The organism is Dyella jejuensis (assembly GCF_044904675.1).
Lineage (GTDB): Bacteria > Pseudomonadota > Gammaproteobacteria > Xanthomonadales > Rhodanobacteraceae > Dyella_B > Dyella_B jejuensis.
On record NZ_JADIKJ010000011.1, the window covers coordinates 79,241 to 98,235 of the forward strand.

Here is an 18,995-nt window from a genome sequence, read left to right on the forward strand (position 1 = left end):
CCGTCAGCGATAGTGTTGGTGGCATTCGCTGCAGACCTGGTCGACCGGCTTGAGCGCGGCGGCCAGGGCAGGGCAATCCGCCGGGGCCGATTGCGCGGCGGTCAGCAAGGCGGCATGCAAATGGCCGGCCAGGTCTTGGAACGGCTTTGGTGCATTCGGGAAGACTGCCGGAATATCGGCCGCGATCAGTTGCATATGCTGCAACTGGTCCAGGTTCGCCGTGGCCTCGCAGTGCTGCCCCTTGACCGCCAGTTTCAACTGCTGGCGATGGAAGCCCATGGTCACCATCAAGGCTTGCGGCACCGGGTTGCGTTGGCTCAATGCCTGCATGGTAAATACGGTACCGATGATACCGATGGCGAGTCCGAGCACAATCAGGAGAGCAGCGCGCATTTGCCTTGGCCTGTCCGGGTAGCGATGGACGCGGAGCATAACGCACTCCGTATGGCAGCCGGGTAGCAGTTAAAATGCACGAAATAGCCTGAGCGGGTCATGCGCGTGAATCCCTACACTTACCGAGCCGCGGCGGGTGGCTGCCCGTGAGCGGTGCCGTTTATCCCAGCGAGCGCTTCGAGGGCGTGGAGCGTTTATATGGCGCAGGCAGCGTGAGCCGCCTGGCGCAGGCGCATGTCTGCGTAATCGGTATCGGCGGCGTCGGCTCCTGGGCGGCCGAGGCATTGGCACGCAGCGGCGTGGGACGCCTCACCCTGATCGATGCCGACGAAGTCTGCGTGTCCAATACAAACCGCCAGCTGCACGCGCTGGATGGCGAGTACGGCAAGCTCAAGGTAGGGGTGATGGCGGCGCGCGTGCACGCGATCAATCCTGCGATCCGGCTGGAGGCGATCGAGCGCTTCCTTACGCCCGCCACCCTGGATGAATTGCTGGATCGCGGCTACGACATAGTGCTGGATGCGTGCGACGCATTCCGGGTGAAGCTGGAGGCGATCGCCTGGTGCCGGCGCCGCAAATTGCCGATGGTGACGGTCGGTTCGGCGGGCGGTCGCACGGACCCTACGCAAATATGCGTGCGCGACCTGTCGCGCACCGAGCACGACGCGATGTTCAGCCTGATCCGCAAGAAGCTTCGCCAGGATTTCGGATTTCCCCGCAATCCGGAGCGCTACTTTGGCGTATCGGCGGTGTATTCGCTGCAGAACGTGCAATACCCGCAACCGGATGGAACCGTATGCGGCACCCGCCCGCCCGGTGGACAGGCCTTGAATCTTGCCTGCGGCGGAGGACTGGGCGCCGCCACCCATGTGACCGGCGCGTTTGCGTTCGCCGCGGTGGGGAAGGTGCTCGAGAAATTGCTCGGAAATCAGTGAGGCGCAGCGAGGAACGAACCGGCTCGTCCATCCGCCGCACTCGTTGCTCGCTTGCTGCTTGCCATTTTCCGCGCGATCACCAACCCATGTAATGTCCGCCGTTGATCGCCAGGTTTGCCCCGGTGATCCAACTGGCGTCATCGGTGGTGAAGAAGGCGACCGCGTGTGCAATTTCCTCCGGCTTGCCGAGACGGCCGACCGGAATCTGCGCGATGATCTTTTCGCGCACTTCTTCCGGCACTGCCATCACCATGTCGGTGCCCACGTAGCCGGGCGAAACGGTGTTCACGGTAATGCCGAAGCGCGCGTTTTCCTGCGCCAGTGAAATGGTGAAGCCATGCATGCCGGCTTTCGCGGCGGCGTAGTTGGCCTGGCCGTACTGGCCCTTCTGGCCGTTTATGGAGCTGATCTGCACGATGCGGCCCCACTTGCGGGTGCGCATATCTTCGATCACCGGACGGGTGACATTGAAGCAGGCATTGAGGTTGGTGTTCACCACGTCCATCCACTGCTGGTACGTCATCTTGTGGAAGGTGGTGTCGCGGGTGATGCCGGCATTATTGACCAGGATCTCGACCGGACCGCACTGATGATGGACCGCGGCGATCATGGTTTCGCATGAGGCCGGGTCGGCGACATCGCCCGGTACCATGCATACCTCGATGCCTTCCTGCGTCATCGACTTGCGCCAGGCTTCGGCTTTGGCCTCGTCGCGGTAATTGGTGGCGACGCGGTGTCCCTGCCGGGCAAGGTAGCGCACGATCGCAGTACCAATGCCGCCGGTTCCGCCGGTTACCAATGCCGTGCGCTGTGCCATGACCTGCTCTCCTTGGATGTCTACGTGGAAGCCACCGCGAGGGGTGCGGGTGGCTTGGGGTTATACGCAGACAACATGAAGAAATATCGGTTCTCGGTATTGCGAACATGGTACGGCTGCGTCCCGTTGTTATACCGGGTTACGGAGTCGGAATGTCGCTGCAATGCGTCAAATTGTTGGGGTCGAAATGGGCGAGCGCCGCATCGAGCAGCGCGGACGGACGGACGGCCTTTTCGTCCGCAGGCACGCCAAGGAATGCCAGTGCCTGCCGCAACGCCGGCATCGGGTGAGCGGGATCGATTTCCTGCGAGCGCTCGGACTTCGACAGCTTGCGGCCTTCGCTGTCCAGCACCAGCGGCAAATGCACATAACGTGGTGTCGGCAATCCCAGGCATTGCTGCAGCCAGATCTGACGCGGGGTGGAATCCAGCAGATCGCTCCCACGGACCACTTCGGTGATGCCTTGCCAGGCGTCATCCACGACGCAGGCCAGTTGGTAGGAGTAGAGCCCTTCGACCCGGCGGATCACGAAATCGCCCACGTCGTCGCGCAATCGTTGCTGCTGCGGGCCCTGCCATCCGTCCACGAAGGCAATCGTCTCGTCCGGCACGCGGGCGCGCCACGCCGGCGCGCGCCCAGGATCGGGCCGGGCCGTGCAGCGGCCGTCGCGATGGATGCCGCCGCCGGCGGCCAGCTCGCTGCGACTGCACCAGCAGGGAAAGACCATGTTGGCCCGCCGCAATTGCGCGAAAGCGGCATCGTAGGCGGCAATGCGCGACGACTGGTAAATGACCGGCTCATCCGCGACCAGGCCGAAAGCCGCCAGGGCGGCGATGATGGCTGCCGCCGAGCCGGCGACTTCGCGTGGCGGGTCGATATCTTCCATCCGCACCAGCCAGCATCCACCCGCATGGCGCGCGCGCAACCAGCTGCCCACGGCAGCGGCCAGGGAACCGGCATGCAGCATGCCGGTGGGCGAAGGAGCGAAGCGTCCGCGATAGCTCATCGAGCCATTCTACGTAAGCCGCCCGAGTGCTGGCGGCCTTCAGGCGATGGGGCGCGCAGCTCTTGAAAGGTGGAATTTTGCCCGAATCTCCAGGCTCGGATTACCATTCTCCATTCAGTGTCAGTGTGACCGACCTGGGACAACTATGCGCCGCATCGCACTCTTCTTGCTTACCAATCTTGCCGTCCTGTTCCTGCTGAGCATTGTCTGCCGCCTTTTCGGCATCGACCAGTGGGCGGCCATGCGCGGCTACGGCGGCATGACCGGGCTGCTGGTTTATGCCGCCGTGTTCGGCATGGGGGGCGCTTTCATTTCACTGGCCATGTCCAAGTGGATGGCCAAGATGTCCACCGGCGCCCGGGTGATCGAGCAGCCGCAGAACGAGAACGAGCGCTGGCTGGTGGACACGGTGCGCCGCCATGCTCAGAACGCCGGCATCGGCATGCCCGAGGTGGCGGTCTACGACGCACCGGAAATGAATGCGTTCGCGACCGGCATGACCCGCAACAGTTCGATGGTGGCGGTGAGCACCGGCCTGCTGCACCAGATGGACCGCGAGCAGGTCAGCGCGGTGCTCGGTCACGAGATCGGCCATGTAGCCAATGGCGACATGGTGACATTGACCTTGATCCAGGGCGTGCTCAACACGCTGGTGATTCTTGCCGCACGCATCGTCGGCCGGCTGGTCGATAGCTGGATGTCGGGTGGCCGCGATAATCGCGAGGGTTCCGGCATCGGCTATTTCGTTTCGGTCATGGTGTTGCAGCTGGTGTTCGGCCTGTTCGCCTCGATGATCGTGATGGCTTTTTCGCGCTGGCGCGAATTCCGGGCCGACGCAGCCGGCGCCAGGCTGGCCGGCCGCGGCGCGATGGTGTCCGCGCTGCAGCGGCTGCAGCTCAACCACGGCGAAAGTACCTTGCCCAAGACCATGGCGGCGTTCGGCATTTCCGGTCCGCTGGCCCAGGGGCTGCAACGCCTGTTCATGAGCCATCCGCCGCTGGAAGAACGTATTTCAGCGTTGCAAAACGCAGCGGCATAGGCCGACAGGAAATTAAAGTTCGCCCTGGCCGGCCTGCTTCGCCATGATGAAGCAGCTGCGGACTGGGCGGGTTATCACTCACGACCACATGCTTGGAAAGCCATCGTTATGAGCGCAACCACCGAAACCCGCAAATTCGAAGCCGAAGTCGCCCAGGTATTGCACCTGGTGACGCACTCCCTTTATTCGCACAAGGAAATCTTCCTGCGCGAACTTATTTCCAATGCCTCCGACGCCTGCGACAAGCTGCGCTTCGAATCCATCGCCCAGCCCGAGTTGCTGGCGGGCGATGCCGAACTGCATATCGACGTAAGCTGGGACGCGCAGGCCCGCACGATTACCGTGCGCGACAACGGCGTGGGCATGAGCCGCGACGAAGTGGTCGCCAATATCGGCACCATTGCCAGCTCCGGCACCCGCCGCTTCCTGGAAGCCATGAGCAGCGAGCAGAAGAGCGACGCGCGCCTGATCGGCCAGTTCGGAGTCGGCTTCTATTCGGCGTTCGTGGTCGCGGACAAGGTCACCGTGTTAAGCCGCCGCGCCGGCGCCCCGGCCAGCGAAGGCGTGAAGTGGGAAAGCGACGGCAAGGGCGAGTATTCGCTGGAGCAGATCGATCTGCCCGAGCGCGGCACGGCGATCGTGCTGCACCTGAAAGCCGACGAGGACGAATTCCTCAAGCGCTGGCAACTGCGTTCGCTGATCACCCGCTATTCCGATCACGTCGCGTTTCCGATCCGCATGCCGATCGAAAAAGATGACCAGCCTACCGACGAATGGGAAGCCGTCAACGCCGCATCGGCGCTGTGGACCAAGCCCAAGAGCGAGATCAGCGACGAGGACTACCAGAGCTTCTACAAATCGCTCGGTCATGACTTCAACGATGCGCTGGCCTGGACGCACAATCGTGTCGAGGGCAGCCAGAGCTTCACCACACTGCTGTACCTGCCGGCGCAACCGCCGTTCGAGCTGATGATGGGCGGGCGTGACGAGCGCAAGGGACTGAAGCTCTATATCAAGCGCGTCTTCATCATGGATGCGGCCGAAGAGCTGCTGCCCAATTACCTGCGCTTCGTGCGCGGCGTCGTCGATGCCGACGACCTGCCGCTGAACGTAAGCCGCGAAATCCTGCAGCACAATCGGCAGCTGGAGCGGATCAAGGCCGCCTGCGTGAAGCGTGTGCTGGACCTGATCGAGAAACTGGCCAAGGACGAGCCGGAGAAATTCGAGACCTTCTACAAGGCATTCGGCAACACGCTAAAGGAAGGCATCGCCGAGGACCAGGCCAACCGCGAGCGCATTGCCAAGCTGCTGCGTTTCGCATCCACCAAGGGCGAGGGCAGCGCGCAGAAAGTCTCGCTGGATGACTACATCGGCCGCATGCCGGTGGACCAGGACACCATTTGGTACATCACTGCCGACAGCCATACGGCGGCCGCAGGCAGCCCGCAGCTGGAAGCTTTCAAGGCCAAAGGTACCGAAGTGCTGCTGATGTCCGACCGCATCGACGAATGGATGCTCGGCAGCCTCAGCGAATACGCCGGCAAGAAGCTCCGCAACGTCGCCAAGGGCGATTTGCCGCTGGACGAAGCAGGCAAGAAACAGCAGGAAGAGGCCAGCAAGGCCGCCGAGCCGCTGCTGAAGAAGCTGAAAGCATTGCTGGGCGATCGCGTGGGCGACGTAAAGGTATCGGCACGCCTTACCGATTCGCCGTCCTGCCTGGCGCTGTCCGATTACGAGATGGCGCCGCACCTTGCCCGTTTGCTGCGCGAAGCGGGTCACGACATGCCATCCAGCAAGCCTACGCTGGAGATCAACCCGCAACATGCCTTGCTCAAGCGAGTGGAGACGGAAAGCGACGATGGCAAGGCAAAGGATCTTGCCAACCTGCTGCTCGAACAGGCGGAAATTGCCGCAGGTGCACAGTTAACGGATCCGGCTGCATTCGTGCAGCGCTTGAACCGGGTGCTGCTAGGCTGACGCGGCAACGCTCCAAGTGCTTGCCAGGGCGGCCGCTATACTGCGGCCGCCTTGCTGTTGAAGGAACGCGATGAGCGCCTTGCTGCTGCTGTTTGCCTGCCTGTTGCTTGGGGTCGTGGTGGCACGCTGGGCGCGGCCGCCTGCCGGCATCGTTCCGGGCATCAACTGGTGGGTGATCAACGTTGCTCTGCCTGCGCTGGTGCTGAACCTGATCCCGCGCGTGACATTCGATTCGCAATTATGGTTTCCGGTGGCCGCCATGCTGGTGGTATTTGGCGGCGCGTGGCTGCTGTTCGGATGGCTGGGTTCGCGCCTCGGCTGGCCGCGCGGTCGCACCGGTGCGTTGATACTGGTGTGCGGCTTGGGCAATACCTCGTTCATGGGGTATCCGATGCTGCTCGCCCTGCATGGGCAGGCGGGGCTTTCGCTGGCGGTGGTAGCCGATCAGCTCGGTTGTTTCCCGCTGCTTTCCTCGGCCGGCATCGTGGTGGCATCCATCTATGCAGGACGTCGCCCCGAAGCGGGATTGATCGTGCGCCGCATCCTCACGTTTCCGGCCTTCGTCGCGCTGGTTGTCGGCGTGCTCGCCGGCAGGCTCGGCGGTTGGCCTGAGGCCGTGAACGGGGTGCTGGCTCCGCTCGGGGCGACGCTCACGCCGCTCGCTCTTTTCTCGGTCGGCATGCAGTTCCGGTTTCGCGTCGATGCAATGCAGGTGGGAGCGCTGAGTTGGGGCCTGGGCTGGAAACTGCTGCTGGCGCCTTTGGCGTGTTGGTTGATCGGCCGGGCCGCCGGCGTCGGCGGTCTGGTTCTCACCATCAGTGTTTTGCAGGCGGCCATGGCGCCGATGATCTCGGCCGCCATTCTTGCCGACGAATACGAACTTGATCCACCGCTCGCCAATGCCTTGCTGGGTGCCGGCATTGTGCTGTCCCTGCTGACCGTCCCACTCGCGAACCTGTGGCTGCCGCCGGTTTGAACGGTTGGGATACAAGCGGGGCCAACGTGCACGAGTAACACACGGCACAGGGCCTGAGGTCGAGGAAAGGCAGCGCGCGAGCAGGTTGAAGCGTTGCTCCGCATCGTTGCAGGCAGGTCTGTTTTCCTCCCATGCCCGTGCCATCGTGTGCAGGCCTTCCTGGGCAGCTTTGAGTCCGCAGCCGGTGCGCCGGCGGTATAGCCTCAGCGCGCCGACCCTGTTGCCGGCATCGTATTCGGCCATGATCTGGGCATCGCTGATACCAAGGTCGGGTTGGCAAGGTGGAGCAGGGGACCTGCGCAAATACATGGCGCGGGCAACAGCAAAGCCGGCGAAGAACGCCAGCGGGAGGCGTAGATAATGCTGCCATTCGATATTCACGGACCCATTCCTTTTTCGGGCGTCGATGAGGCGATAATGCCAGCCATGAACGATAGCCGCCCTTCCTCGCTGGCCGCGGTGCGCGCCGACATATGGCTATGGGCCGCCCGCATGTACAAGACGCGCAGCCTCGCCAAGCAGGCTATCGATGGCGGCAAGGTCGATATCAATGGCGCCGGCTGCAAGCCTGCCAAGACCCTGCATGTCGGCGACCGCGTCCGGCTGACCCGGGGGGAAGAGCGGCTGGAACTGGAAGTCCTCGCGCTATCGGAACAGCGGGGGCCGGCCAGTGTGGCGCAAACCCTCTATCGGGAAACCGAGGCCAGCCTGCGCGCACGAGAGCAGATGCGCGAGCAACGCCGCTTGAGCGGTGAGGGACTCAATCATCCCGCTTCGCGGCCCAACAAGCAGGAACGCCGGGAACTGCGACGGCTTAAAGAGTTTCCATGAGCAGCACATCTCAGAAATCCGCCTGAATCTGCGTGAATATCCCGGTAAAGCGAGCGATTCGATACGACGTCGCTGCGCGAGCGGGATTGCAGATTGAGGGGACGGCATGAACGGGATCGAATTCTTCAAGCGCTTGCTTGGCGGCCATGCCTCGGACGCCGTCCAGCATGGACGGTTGTTGCAGGCAGCCGCCGGCACGCGAGTATTGGTGGTGGACGATTCGCCGACCATCCGTGCCGTGCTCGGCAAGATGTTGGGGCAGGACGCTTATGCCGTGCAAAAGGCGGTCGATGGTGAAAGCGCGATCGCGCTGGCGAAAGCCGAACAGCCGGAGCTGATTTTTCTCGACATCGTGCTGCCGGGCATCAATGGCTTTGCCGTGCTGCGCAGTTTGCGACACGATCCGCTCACGCGCCATATTCCGATCGTAATGATCAGCGGCAACCAGCAGGCAACCGAGCAGTTCTACGTACAGCGCTTCGGTGCGGACGATTTCATCAAGAAGCCTTTCGGCCAGCGCGAAGTGCAACGGGCTATTCATCAATTGGTCCGTGCGGGGCGGCTGGCAGCGCGTGCGCCGCTGGTTTCGCCAGCGGCGATGCTGGATCCGACGGTACCTTACGTGGAAGTCGGCGCGACGGCGTCGAGCATTGCAGCCTAGGGATGCTCTAATCAATGCTATGTAGGCGTCACCAGCTCTGTGTGTTCGCAGACCATAGGTTCGTCGGCGCACGCGGGGAGGGTACATGGATGTACCCGGCTTTGAGGAGCGAGGAAGGGATGCGGACAGACAGAGCTGGCCCCGACATATTGAATTTAAAGCTATGGGGTGATGTCCAGAAGGCTCGCAGAGTGCGCCGCGCGGCTTGGCAAGACGGCCAGTCTTCCCGGCGCCGCACAACACACTCTGCGAGCCTTCTGGTCATCATGCCGCCTGCGTAGCATTGATCAGAGCATCCCTGGCGTGCCCAGATTGCCATGCCCAAAGACAAAGAAACGCCGCAGCGCGTGAGCTGCGGCGCTTCTTTTTACGGCTGGATCAAAGCTTGATGCCTAGCGCCTTCGCCACGCCTGCCGCGTAAGCCGGATCGGCCTTGGCGAAGTGACCCAGTTGCCGACGCACAATCTCTTCCGGAACGCCTTGCATGGCGCCGGCGATATTGTCGAACAACTGCTGCTGCTGGTTCGCGTTCATCAGGCGGAACAGATCGCCGGCCTGCGTATAGTCGTCATTGCCTTCACGATGATCGTAGCGATCGGCATCGCCGGAGATCTTCAAGGGCGGCTCCTTGGCCGACGTGTCTTGCACGGGCCCGTTGAACGAATTGGGCTCATAGTTCACGCTGCCGCCGCCGTTTTCGTCGAAGCGCAGGGTTCCATCGCGATAGTAGTTGTGTACCGGGCAGCGCGGGCGGTTCACCGGCAGATGCTCGTAATTGACGCCCAACCGATAACGGTGCGCATCGGCGTAGGAGAAGATGCGAAATTGCAGCATCTTGTCAGGACTATGGCTGATGCCCGGCACTACGTTGGCGGGCGAGAAGCTGGCCTGCTCGACTTCGGCGAAATAGTTGTCCGGGTTGCGGTTCAGCTCGAGCACGCCGACCTCGATCAGCGGATAGTCCTTGTGCGGCCATACCTTGGTGAGATCGAAAGGATTGTAGGCCGTCCGGGTTGCTTCGGCCTCCGGCATGATCTGCACGTACATCGTCCAGCGCGGAAAGTCCTTGTTCTCGATTGCGTCGTAAAGATCGCGCTGGTGCGATTCGCGGTCATCGCCGATCACCTTGGCGGCTTGCGCATTGGACCAGTTCTTGATGCCCTGCTGGCTTTTGAAGTGGAATTTTACCCAGAAGCGTTCGCCGGCTTCGTTCCAGAAACTGAAAGTGTGGCTGCCGAAGCCGTGCATATGGCGCAGCGAGGCAGGCAGGCCGCGGTCGCTCATCAGGATAGTGACCTGGTGCAGCGATTCGGGCGATAACGACCAGAAATCCCACATCGCGGTGGCGCTGCGCATGTTGGTGCGCGGATCGCGCTTCTGGGTGTGGATGAAATCGGGAAATTTGTAAGGGTCGCGCACAAAAAACACCGGCGTGTTGTTGCCGACCAGGTCCCAATTGCCTTCCTCGGTATAGAACTTGATGGCGAAGCCGCGCACGTCGCGTTCGGCATCCGCGGCACCGCGCTCGCCGGCCACCGTGGAGAAGCGCAACAGCAGGGGTGTCTGGCTGCCTGGCGCAAAGACCTTCGCGCGCGAGTAGCGGGTGATGTCGTGCGTGATGGTAAGTGTGCCGAAGGCCGCCGAGCCCTTGGCATGTACCACGCGCTCGGGAATGCGCTCGCGGTTGAAATGCGCATGCTTTTCGAAGAGCTGGTGATCCTGCACCAGCAAGGGGCCGCGCGGACCCGCGGTGAGGCTGTTCTGGTTATCGGGCACCGGTGCGCCCGAAGTAGTGGTCAGTGTCTTGCGGTCTTGGCTCATGGCGAATTCCCTTCGTTGCGGCTGCTGGAGTGGCTGGCGTCTGCCAGCTGGAAACCGACTCTACGCAACCTTCGACGGCAAAAGGAATTCGATTGTTCCGATGCTTCCCATAGGGCTGGGCTATAGCCAGCCGGTACGGTGGCAGAAAGCCGTCCGCGCTTCAGGACAACGATTTCAGGCGATAAAGCGCTTCGAGCGCATCCCGCGGGGCCATGGTGTCCGGATCCAGTCCGGCAAGTTCGCGCTCCACGGCTGAAGGCGATGCGGCGAACAAGCCCAGTTGTGGCGAGACGGGAGCGGCCGCGGCAGGCGCGCCGACGTGCGCATGCATGCCGCGCTCCAGCTCGGCAAGCGTGCGCCGCGCATCGGCGATAACCGATCTGGGCAGGCCGGCCAGGGCGGCCACCTGCAAGCCGAAGCTGCGATTGGCCGGTCCTTCTTTTACTGCGTGCATGAAGACGAGCTGTTCGCCGTATTCGACCGCGTCCAGATGCACGTTGGCGATAGTGGGATATTCGACAGCCAGTTCGGTCAGCTCGAAATAGTGCGTGGCGAACAAGGTATAGGCACGGCTGCTCGCCGCCAGGTGCACGGCTGCCGCACGGGCAAGCGCAAGACCGTCATAGGTGCTGGTGCCGCGCCCGACTTCGTCCATCAGCACCAGGCTTTGCGGCGTGGCGTTGTGCAGGATGTTGGCCGTTTCGCTCATTTCCACCATGAAGGTGGATTGTCCGCGCGACAGATCGTCGCCGGCGCCGATGCGCGTGAAGATGCGATCGATCGGTCCGATCGCCGCGCGCGCGGCAGGCACGTAGCTGCCGATATGTGCCAGCAGCACGATCAATGCGTTCTGGCGCATATAGGTGGATTTGCCGCCCATGTTCGGCCCGGTGATGACCAGCATGCGGCGGTTGTCGTCGAGCACGAGGTCATTCGGCTCGAACGGCTCGTCGCGCACCTTTTCCACCACGGGATGGCGGCCGCGCTCGATGGCGATGCCTGCGGCATCGGTGAGTTCCGGCGCGCGCCAGTCCAGCGCGTCGGCGCGTTCGGCCAGCGTGCACAGCACATCCAGTTCCGCCAGCGACGAGGCGGCATGCTTGAGCGGCTCAAGCTGTTCGGTGAGGGTATCGAGCAGGGCTTCGTACAAGGCGCGTTCGCGCATCAGCGAGCGTTCCTTGGCGGAAAGCACCTTGTCTTCGAAGGTTTTGAGTTCTTCGGTGATATAGCGCTCGGCGTTCTTGGTGGTCTGGCGGCGCGTGTAATGCGCGGGCGCCTTCTCCGATTGCGCCTTGCTGATCTCGATGTAATAGCCGTGCACGCGGTTGTAGCCGACCTTCAGCGCAGGAATGCCGCTGGCAGCTTTCTCGCGTTCTTCCAGTTCCACCAGGTATTGGTCGGCATGCGTGGCCAGACGGCGCAGTTCGTCCAGTTCGCTGTCATAGCCATCGCCGATGATGCCGCCGTCGCGCAGCAATACCGGCGGCTGCGCGATGATGGCTCGCTTGAGCAGCTCGGCCGTCGCCGCGTGATCGCCGATGCCGTCGACCAGGGCGTGCAGCAACGGGCTATCCAGCGTGGCGATCGAGGCGCGCAAGGCGGGCGCGGCCGCCAGTCCGTCACGCAGGGTGGAAAGGTCGCGCGGGCGTGCGGAGCGCAGGGCGACGCGCGCCAGGATGCGCTCCAGGTCGCCGATGCCGCGCAGCTGATCGCGCAAACCTTCGTAACGGCGCGACTCGATCAGCGCGCCAATCGCCTGGTGCCGTCGCCGCAAGGTTTCGCGCGAACGCAGCGGACGATTCAACCAGCGACGCATCAGGCGTGCGCCCATCGGCGTGACGGTTTCGTCGAGCACGCCCAGCATGGTGTGCTCGGTACGTCCGCTCGGATGGGTGTCCAGTTCAAGGTTGCGGCGCGTGGCGGCATCCAGCGCGATCGTTTCGCTGGCGCTTTCCACGGCCATCCCGGAAAGATGCGGCAGGGCGCTCTTTTGCGTTTCTTCCACGTAACCAAGCAGGCAGCCGGCCGCCGCGACAGCCAGCGACAGGCTATCGACGCCGAAGCCGCCGAGGTCGCGCGTGCCGAAGAAACGATTGAGTTCGCGGCGTGCCGCATCGCCATCGAAATGCCACGGCGGCCGCTTGCGCAGCCCTGGCAGCGCGCTCACCAGTTTTGGCCAGGCCACGTCTTCGCACACCAGCGTTTCGGCGGGCTGCAGGCGTGCCAGTTCGGCAGCGAGCGTTTCGGCGCCGGGCACTTCGCTCAACAGGAAGCGGCCACTGGAAAGATCCACCCACGCCAGGCCGTAATGACCTTGCGCGCCCGCGGCGATAGCCAGCAACAGGTTGTCGCGGCGCTCTTCCAGCAAGGCTGCATCGGTCACCGTGCCTGGCGTGACGATACGTACCACCTTGCGTTCCACCGGGCCTTTGGCCAGTGCCGGATCGCCGATCTGCTCGCAAATCGCCACCGATTCGCCCAGCCGCACCAGCTTGGCCAGGTAATTCTCCACCGCGTGATACGGCACCCCGGCCATCGGAATCGGCTGCCCCGCGGACTGGCCGCGCTGGGTCAGCGTGATATCCAGCAGCCGTGCCGCCTTGCGGGCGTCGTCATAGAACAACTCATAGAAATCGCCCATGCGAAAGAACAGCAACACGTCGGGATGCGCGGCCTTGGCGGCTAGGTACTGGCGCATCAAGGGGGTGTGCAGCGAAAGGTCGTCCTGGCTCATGCGGTCAAAGTCTTGGCGTCGTGGCGCGAAAGGGGGTACAACGAAAAACATCGCGCCACAAAGCAGGGCGTCGAGAGAACGCGGAGTTTCGCATGGAGTTGTCATCCGTTCCTACCGACGCCGAACTTGCGTCGCGGGCCGTCCAGATTGCAGCGGCAATGCAGCAGCAGCAATTGATGCTGGCGGCGGCCGAATCGTGCACGGGAGGCTGGATCGCCAAGACCTTGACGGACCTGCCCGGAAGTTCCGCCTGGTTCGACGCTGGCGTGGTGACCTACAGCTACCGGGCGAAGGAAGGGCTGCTCGGGGTCCGCCGCACCACGCTGGAGCGGACTGGAGCGGTGAGCGAGGAGACCGTGCTGGAAATGGTTTCCGGTGTACTGGACCGTCTGGGTGCCGACATGGCCGTGGCGGTAACCGGCATCGCCGGGCCTGGCGGCGGCACGGCCGACAAGCCGGTCGGCACCGTATGGATCGGCTGGCAGCGGCTCAACACGGCGGCGCGTGCCAGGCTGTTCCATTTTTCCGGCGATCGCGAAGCGGTGCGGCGCCGGACCGTGGCGGCGGCTCTCGCCGGTGTGCTGGAGATGCTGACGGACTGAGCAGGCATTCGCCATCGGGCTGGCTTGACCGATGTGGGATACTTGAAACCTTCATCGATCCCAGTCCGTGAGACGGTCCTGGGAGAGGATGCACGCCATACCCACCACGACCGGAATCAAGACGATGGATGACAACAAGCGCAAGGCGCTCGCCTCCGCCCTCGGCCAGATCGAGAAGCAATTCGGCAAAGGCGCGGTGATGCGCCTGGGCGACCGCACCGACGACAACATCGACACCATCTCCACCGGTTCGCTGGGCTTGGACATCGCGCTCGGCGTGGGCGGCTTGCCGCGTGGCCGCGTCGTGGAGATCTACGGGCCGGAATCGTCGGGCAAGACCACGCTCACCCTGCAGGTGATCGCCAACTGCCAGAGGAACGGCGGTACCGCGGCTTTCGTCGATGCCGAGCACGCGCTCGATCCCAGCTATGCGCAGAAGCTGGGCGTGAACGTGGAAGACCTGTTGGTATCGCAGCCCGACACCGGCGAGCAGGCGCTGGAAATCGCCGACATGCTGGTGCGTTCCGGCGCGGTGGATATCGTGGTGGTCGACTCGGTCGCCGCACTCACGCCCAAGGCTGAAATCGAAGGCGAGATGGGCGATTCGCACGTCGGCCTGCACGCCCGGCTGATGAGCCAGGCGCTGCGCAAGCTCACCGCCAACATCAAGAAATCCAACTGCCTGGTGATCTTCATCAACCAGATCCGCATGAAGATCGGCGTGATGTTCGGCAGTCCGGAAACCACTACCGGCGGCAATGCGCTGAAGTTCTACGCCTCCGTGCGCCTGGATATCCGTCGTATCGGCGCGGTGAAGAAGGGCGAGGAAGTGATCGGCTCGGAAACGCGCGTGAAAGTAGTGAAGAACAAGGTGGCGCCGCCATTCCGCCAGGCCGAGTTCGAGATCCTCTACGGCGAGGGCAGCTCGCGCGAAGGCGAGATCATCGAGCTGGGCGTCAAGGAGAACCTGATCGACAAGTCGGGCGCCTGGTACAGCTACAAGGGCGACCGCATCGGGCAGGGCAAGGAAAACGTGCGCCAGTTCCTCAGGGACAACGCGGCGATCGCCGATGAGATCGATCGTGAATTGCGCGCGCGCCTGCTGGTAAGCACCGGCGGCACGCCAGCTGCGTCCGCAGAAGCATTGGAAGAAGCCTGAGCATGGGCGAGCGACGCCTGCGGATTCTGCTGGTCGGTGCATCGGGTACGCTCGGGCGCGCGGTGGCGGCCGAGCTCGGTCAGCGTCATGAGGTCATTGCGGCCAGCCGCCATGCCGGCAGCGTGAACATCGACCTTACCGATGTCCAGAGCATCCACCGCGGATTGAAGCAAGCCGGCGAGCTGGATGCGGTGATCAGTGCGGCGGGCAAGGTCGCTTTCGCGCCGCTGGCGGATTTCAAGGCGGCGCCCTATGGCGAGTCGCTGCATACGCTGGGCATCGCCGACAAGCTGCTGGGGCAGGTGAACCTTGCCCTGGCTGCCCGCGATCATCTGCGCGATGGCGGCTCGATCACGCTGACCACCGGCATCCTCTCCCAGCAACCGATCGTGGCGGGCAGTTCGGCCAGCCTGGTCAACGGCGCGGTGGAAGCTTTCGTGCGCGCCGCCGCTGTCGAGTTGCCGCGCGGCTTGCGTATCAATGTCGTCAGTCCCACCGTGCTGACCGAGGCGATGCCTTCCTACGCGCCGTTTTTCCGGGGTTTCGAACCGGTCAGCGCGGCGCGTGCCGCCATGGCTTTCAGCCGCAGCGTGGAAGGGGCGCAGACCGGCCAGATCTATACGGTGTTTTGAGGTTTTCGTTGTCCATTCCCAGGGAAATGCTGGCCAAGCTTTTCGCCATGGCGCCGACGTTTTTCCCAGGCGAGACGGGATAAGCAACAGCCGATGAAGCGCAAACCCGGCGATCATGAAAAGACCAAGCCCAGTGCCTATGACAAGGCGCTGGGCTTGCTTGCGCGCCGTGAGCATTCCCGCCGCGAATTGCGGCAGAAACTCGGCCACAAAGGTTATGCCGGCGATGAGGCTGGCGAAGCATTGGATCGCCTCGGCGAACAGAATTACCAGGATGACGACCGCTTCGCCGAAGCGCTGATCCGTAACCGCGCCGGCCAGGGCTATGGGCCCATGCGCCTGCGCGCGGAGTTGAAAAGCCATGGCCTTTCGGACTCCCGTATCCGTGACTTGCTCGGCGCCGCCGATATCGACTGGGGTGCGTTGGCTGCCGTCCAGCTTCGTCGCCGTTATGGCGGCGGAGGCGTCGCGGACACCGCCGAACGCGCCCGCCGGGCGCAATTCCTCTTGCGCCGAGGCTTTCCCGCCGCCACAGTACGGGATGTCACCCACACCGACGTGGACGACGCCGCCGACGAAATTCCCTGAGGCCCTGCCCCGGCAGGCGCATGGGCCGGTCGCGGCGTCGGAATCGCGTCGCGCCCTATTCGTCTTTTGCCCCCGACCTCATGAAAACCGCTGATATTCGCTCCGCTTTCCTCGACTATTTCCGTGCCAAGGATCACACCATCGTGCCGTCCAGCTCGTTGGTGCCGGCCAGCGACCCGACCTTGCTGTTCACCAATTCGGGCATGGTGCAGTTCAAGAATGTGTTCCTCGGCAGCGAGAAGCTGCCCTATGTGCGTGCGGCCGACGTACAGCGCTGCCTGCGCGCCGGCGGCAAGCACAACGACCTCGATTCGGTGGGTTACACCGCGCGCCACCACACCTTTTTCGAGATGCTCGGCAACTGGTCGTTTGGCGATTATTTCAAGCGCGATGCGATCCGCTATGCATGGGAACTGCTGACCGTCGTGCTGAAGCTGTCCGCGGACAAGCTGTGGGTGACCGTCTATCACACCGATGATGAGGCCTACGGCATCTGGCACAACGAAATCGGTGTGCCGGCCGAGCGCATCGTGCGCATCGGCGACAACAAGGGCGCACCTTATGCGTCCGATAATTTTTGGCAGATGGCCGACACCGGTCCATGCGGTCCGTGCACCGAGATCTTCTATGACCACGGCCCGGAAATTGCCGGTGGCCCGCCCGGCTCGCCGGACGAAGATGGCGATCGGTACATCGAGATCTGGAATCTGGTGTTCATGCAGTTCGACCGCGCGCCCGACGGGACGCTGTCGCCTTTGCCGGCGCCCTGCGTGGATACCGGCATGGGATTGGAGCGCCTTGCGGCGGTGTTGCAGCACGCGCACTCCAACTACGAGATCGATTTGTTCCAGCACCTGATCAAGGTTGCGGCGGAACTTACCAAGACGCAGGACCTCGCCAATAAATCCTTGCGCGTGATCGCCGATCATATTCGCGCGTGTTCCTTCCTGATCGTCGACGGCGTGCTGCCTTCCAACGAGGGGCGTGGCTACGTGCTGCGCCGGATCATCCGCCGCGCTTTGCGCCATGGCTGGATGCTGGGCGTGCGCGGCGATTTCTTCTGGAAAATGGTGCGGCCGCTGGTCGAGGAAATGGGCGAGGCTTACCCGGAACTCGCGACGAAACAATCCTTCGTCGAAGAAGCCTTGCGAACCGAGGAGCAGCGCTTCGGCGAAACGTTGGAGCACGGTATGCGCGTGTTCGACGAAGTGGCGGCGAAGTCCGGCCAGGTCATTCCCGGCGAAGCGGCGTTCCGCTTATACGACACGTATGGTTTCCCGGTCGATCTCACGGCCGATATCGCCCGTGAGCGCGGCCTTGGCGTAGACATGGCCGGCTTCGAGCAAGCGATGGAACAGCAACGCGAGCGCGCCCGCGCCGCCAGCCGCTTCGAAGCCAAGGGCCAGATGCCGGCGGAGCTGGCCAGCCAGCTCAAGCCCACCGCGTTCCTGGGCTATGAAAGCCTCTCCGGCGAAGCCGGCAAGGTAGTCGGCATCGTGCGCGCCGGTAAGCAGATCGCCCAGCTCGCCGAGGGCGAGGAGGGGCTGGTGATACTCGATCGCACACCGTTTTATGCCGAATCCGGTGGTCAGGTGGGCGATACCGGCACGCTGTCGAATGCGGCGGGCCGCTTCGATGTCGCCGATACGCTCAAGATGGGCGGCGTGTTCTTCGGCCATGCCGGCCGCTGGCATGGCGCACAGCCGCTGCGCACAGGCGATGCGGTGTTTGCCAGCGTCGACGCGACGCGACGCCAGGCCATCGTGCTCAATCATTCCGCCACGCACTTGCTGCATGCGGCGCTGCGCCAGGTGCTGGGCACGCATGTTGCGCAAAAGGGTTCGCTGGTCGCGCCAGACCGCTTGCGCTTCGATTTCTCGCACTTCAAGCCAGTCAGTCGTGAAGAGTTGGCGCGGATCGAAACGTTGGTGAATGACGAAGTGCGCCGCAATGCAGCGGCGGAAATACGCCACATGGCCTATGACGACGCGATCACTTTCGGCGCGATCGCGCTGTTCGGCGAGAAATACGGCGATGAAGTACGTGTACTGAAGATGGGCGATTTCTCGACCGAGTTGTGCGGTGGCACGCATGTCGAACGGGCCGGCGACATCGGTCTGTTCAAGATCGTCAGCGAAGCCGGCGTTGCATCAGGCGTGCGTCGCATCGAGGCCGTCACCGGCGCCGGAGCGCTCGCTTACGTGGCCGGCGAAGAACGCCGCCTGGGCGAGCTGTCGCAACTGCTTTCCAGCAGCGGCGACGATGCCGCGGACAAGCTTCGCCAGCTGCTCGAGCGCCAGAAGAAGCTTGAGCGCGAACTGGAATCGCTGCGCGCGAAGGCGGCCGGCTCCATGACCGGCGACCTGGCGAATTCGGCGCGGGACGTCGGCGGTATCAAAGTGATTGCGGCGCGTCTGGAAGGCCTGGATGCGAAAGCGCTGCGTGATGGCGTCGATCAACTGAAACAACAGCTTGCCGATTGCGTGGTGCTGCTGGCGGGCGCCGTGGAGGGCCGCGTTTCCCTGGTCGCCGGCGTGCATGGCAAGGCCGGCGGACGCATCAAGGCCGGCGATGTCGTGGCGCATGTCGCCGCGCAGATCGAAGGGAAGGGCGGCGGCCGTCCGGACATGGCGCAGGGCGGCGGCTTGGATAAACCACAATTACCTGACGTTTTGACAGGTACAGTGGGGTGGATCGAACAACAACTGACGGGTTGATGCGCCGCATATGGCCGGATGTCAAGAATATGTGTAGATTGCACCCGGCGCTGACGCTCGGCTAGTATCGGTCAGATATTGGCACCACTGTTGCGGTGGTGTTTTTA

General features: G+C 63.3%; 16 protein-coding genes. 11 read left to right on the forward strand and 5 right to left on the reverse strand.

Annotated features, from left to right (window positions below):
- Nucleotides 1–3: 3 nt before the first annotated feature.
- Nucleotides 4–393 carry a cytochrome C gene (locus tag ISP15_RS10990; RefSeq protein ID WP_404547366.1) on the reverse strand — a complete coding sequence of 130 codons (390 nt, stop codon included), beginning with the start codon at nucleotides 391–393 and terminating at the stop codon, nucleotides 4–6.
- A 146-nt stretch (nucleotides 394–539) separates the two neighbouring features.
- Between ISP15_RS10990 and ISP15_RS10995 the strand changes: the two genes are divergently transcribed.
- A complete protein-coding gene (locus ISP15_RS10995) occupies nucleotides 540–1,328 on the forward strand; it encodes a tRNA threonylcarbamoyladenosine dehydratase (RefSeq protein ID WP_404547367.1) in 789 nt (262 codons plus the stop codon).
- Nucleotides 1,329–1,404: 76 nt separating this feature from the next.
- Here ISP15_RS10995 and phbB read toward each other — a convergent pair whose 3' ends face one another.
- Together phbB and gluQRS are read right to left on the reverse strand one after the other, a co-directional pair.
- A complete protein-coding gene (gene phbB / locus ISP15_RS11000) occupies nucleotides 1,405–2,145 on the reverse strand; it encodes an acetoacetyl-CoA reductase (protein WP_404547368.1) in 741 nt (246 codons plus the stop codon).
- Between the two features lie 139 nt (nucleotides 2,146–2,284).
- Entirely contained in the window at nucleotides 2,285–3,151 is an 867-nt protein-coding gene (gene gluQRS, locus ISP15_RS11005; protein WP_404547369.1) for a tRNA glutamyl-Q(34) synthetase GluQRS, read from the reverse strand.
- 145 nt (nucleotides 3,152–3,296) lie between these two features.
- On the opposite strand from gluQRS, the gene htpX reads away from it, so the two are divergent.
- From htpX to ISP15_RS11030, 5 genes are all read left to right on the forward strand, one after another.
- Nucleotides 3,297–4,190 carry a protease HtpX gene (gene htpX, locus ISP15_RS11010; RefSeq protein WP_404547371.1) on the forward strand — a complete coding sequence of 298 codons (894 nt, stop codon included), beginning with the start codon at nucleotides 3,297–3,299 and terminating at the stop codon, nucleotides 4,188–4,190.
- A gap of 108 nt (nucleotides 4,191–4,298) precedes the next feature.
- A complete protein-coding gene (gene htpG / locus ISP15_RS11015; protein ID WP_404547372.1) occupies nucleotides 4,299–6,167 on the forward strand; it encodes a molecular chaperone HtpG in 1,869 nt (622 codons plus the stop codon).
- 70 nt (nucleotides 6,168–6,237) lie between these two features.
- Complete coding sequence (locus tag ISP15_RS11020; protein ID WP_404547373.1) at nucleotides 6,238–7,143, forward strand: AEC family transporter; 906 nt, start codon at nucleotides 6,238–6,240, stop codon at nucleotides 7,141–7,143.
- A gap of 426 nt (nucleotides 7,144–7,569) precedes the next feature.
- A complete protein-coding gene (locus ISP15_RS11025) occupies nucleotides 7,570–7,974 on the forward strand; it encodes an RNA-binding S4 domain-containing protein (protein WP_404547374.1) in 405 nt (134 codons plus the stop codon).
- Between the two features lie 106 nt (nucleotides 7,975–8,080).
- A complete protein-coding gene (locus ISP15_RS11030) occupies nucleotides 8,081–8,635 on the forward strand; it encodes a response regulator (protein ID WP_404547375.1) in 555 nt (184 codons plus the stop codon).
- A gap of 378 nt (nucleotides 8,636–9,013) precedes the next feature.
- Here ISP15_RS11030 and ISP15_RS11035 read toward each other — a convergent pair whose 3' ends face one another.
- Both ISP15_RS11035 and mutS read right to left on the reverse strand, forming a co-directional pair.
- The gene (locus ISP15_RS11035; RefSeq protein ID WP_404547376.1) at nucleotides 9,014–10,456 is read right to left on the reverse strand and encodes a catalase; all 1,443 of its coding nucleotides are present in this window, start codon (nucleotides 10,454–10,456) and stop codon (nucleotides 9,014–9,016) included.
- 160 nt (nucleotides 10,457–10,616) lie between these two features.
- Nucleotides 10,617–13,190 carry a DNA mismatch repair protein MutS gene (gene mutS, locus ISP15_RS11040; RefSeq protein ID WP_404547377.1) on the reverse strand — a complete coding sequence of 858 codons (2,574 nt, stop codon included), beginning with the start codon at nucleotides 13,188–13,190 and terminating at the stop codon, nucleotides 10,617–10,619.
- Between the two features lie 92 nt (nucleotides 13,191–13,282).
- Between mutS and ISP15_RS11045 the strand changes: the two genes are divergently transcribed.
- From ISP15_RS11045 to alaS, 5 genes are all read left to right on the forward strand, one after another.
- Nucleotides 13,283–13,792: a CinA family protein gene (locus tag ISP15_RS11045; protein ID WP_404547378.1), complete on the forward strand. Its 510-nt coding sequence runs from the start codon at nucleotides 13,283–13,285 to the stop codon at nucleotides 13,790–13,792.
- A 124-nt stretch (nucleotides 13,793–13,916) separates the two neighbouring features.
- Nucleotides 13,917–14,951, forward strand: coding sequence for a recombinase RecA (recA, locus tag ISP15_RS11050; RefSeq protein ID WP_404547379.1), 1,035 nt, complete (start codon nucleotides 13,917–13,919; stop codon nucleotides 14,949–14,951).
- A gap of 17 nt (nucleotides 14,952–14,968) precedes the next feature.
- Nucleotides 14,969–15,583: a short chain dehydrogenase gene (locus tag ISP15_RS11055; RefSeq protein WP_404547395.1), complete on the forward strand. Its 615-nt coding sequence runs from the start codon at nucleotides 14,969–14,971 to the stop codon at nucleotides 15,581–15,583.
- 93 nt (nucleotides 15,584–15,676) lie between these two features.
- On the forward strand, nucleotides 15,677–16,171 hold the full coding sequence (locus ISP15_RS11060; RefSeq protein ID WP_404547380.1) for a regulatory protein RecX: 495 nt from the start codon (nucleotides 15,677–15,679) through the stop codon (nucleotides 16,169–16,171).
- 80 nt (nucleotides 16,172–16,251) lie between these two features.
- Nucleotides 16,252–18,888, forward strand: a complete 2,637-nt coding sequence (gene alaS, locus ISP15_RS11065; RefSeq protein WP_404547381.1) for an alanine--tRNA ligase — start codon at nucleotides 16,252–16,254, stop codon at nucleotides 18,886–18,888.
- Nucleotides 18,889–18,995 lie beyond the last annotated feature (107 nt).

Coding starts and splice junctions, on each gene's coding strand:
- ISP15_RS10990 (WP_404547366.1), bottom strand. CDS start 393: ATGCGCGCTGCTCTCCTGATTGTGCTCGGACTCGCCATCGGTATCATC.
- ISP15_RS11030 (WP_404547375.1), top strand. CDS start 8,081: ATGAACGGGATCGAATTCTTCAAGCGCTTGCTTGGCGGCCATGCCTCG.
- gluQRS (WP_404547369.1), bottom strand. CDS start 3,151: ATGAGCTATCGCGGACGCTTCGCTCCTTCGCCCACCGGCATGCTGCAT.
- htpX (WP_404547371.1), top strand. CDS start 3,297: ATGCGCCGCATCGCACTCTTCTTGCTTACCAATCTTGCCGTCCTGTTC.
- ISP15_RS11035 (WP_404547376.1), bottom strand. CDS start 10,456: ATGAGCCAAGACCGCAAGACACTGACCACTACTTCGGGCGCACCGGTG.
- alaS (WP_404547381.1), top strand. CDS start 16,252: ATGAAAACCGCTGATATTCGCTCCGCTTTCCTCGACTATTTCCGTGCC.
- ISP15_RS11020 (WP_404547373.1), top strand. CDS start 6,238: ATGAGCGCCTTGCTGCTGCTGTTTGCCTGCCTGTTGCTTGGGGTCGTG.
- phbB (WP_404547368.1), bottom strand. CDS start 2,145: ATGGCACAGCGCACGGCATTGGTAACCGGCGGAACCGGCGGCATTGGT.
- mutS (WP_404547377.1), bottom strand. CDS start 13,190: ATGAGCCAGGACGACCTTTCGCTGCACACCCCCTTGATGCGCCAGTAC.
- ISP15_RS11060 (WP_404547380.1), top strand. CDS start 15,677: ATGAAGCGCAAACCCGGCGATCATGAAAAGACCAAGCCCAGTGCCTAT.
- ISP15_RS11045 (WP_404547378.1), top strand. CDS start 13,283: ATGGAGTTGTCATCCGTTCCTACCGACGCCGAACTTGCGTCGCGGGCC.
- htpG (WP_404547372.1), top strand. CDS start 4,299: ATGAGCGCAACCACCGAAACCCGCAAATTCGAAGCCGAAGTCGCCCAG.
- ISP15_RS11025 (WP_404547374.1), top strand. CDS start 7,570: ATGAACGATAGCCGCCCTTCCTCGCTGGCCGCGGTGCGCGCCGACATA.
- recA (WP_404547379.1), top strand. CDS start 13,917: ATGGATGACAACAAGCGCAAGGCGCTCGCCTCCGCCCTCGGCCAGATC.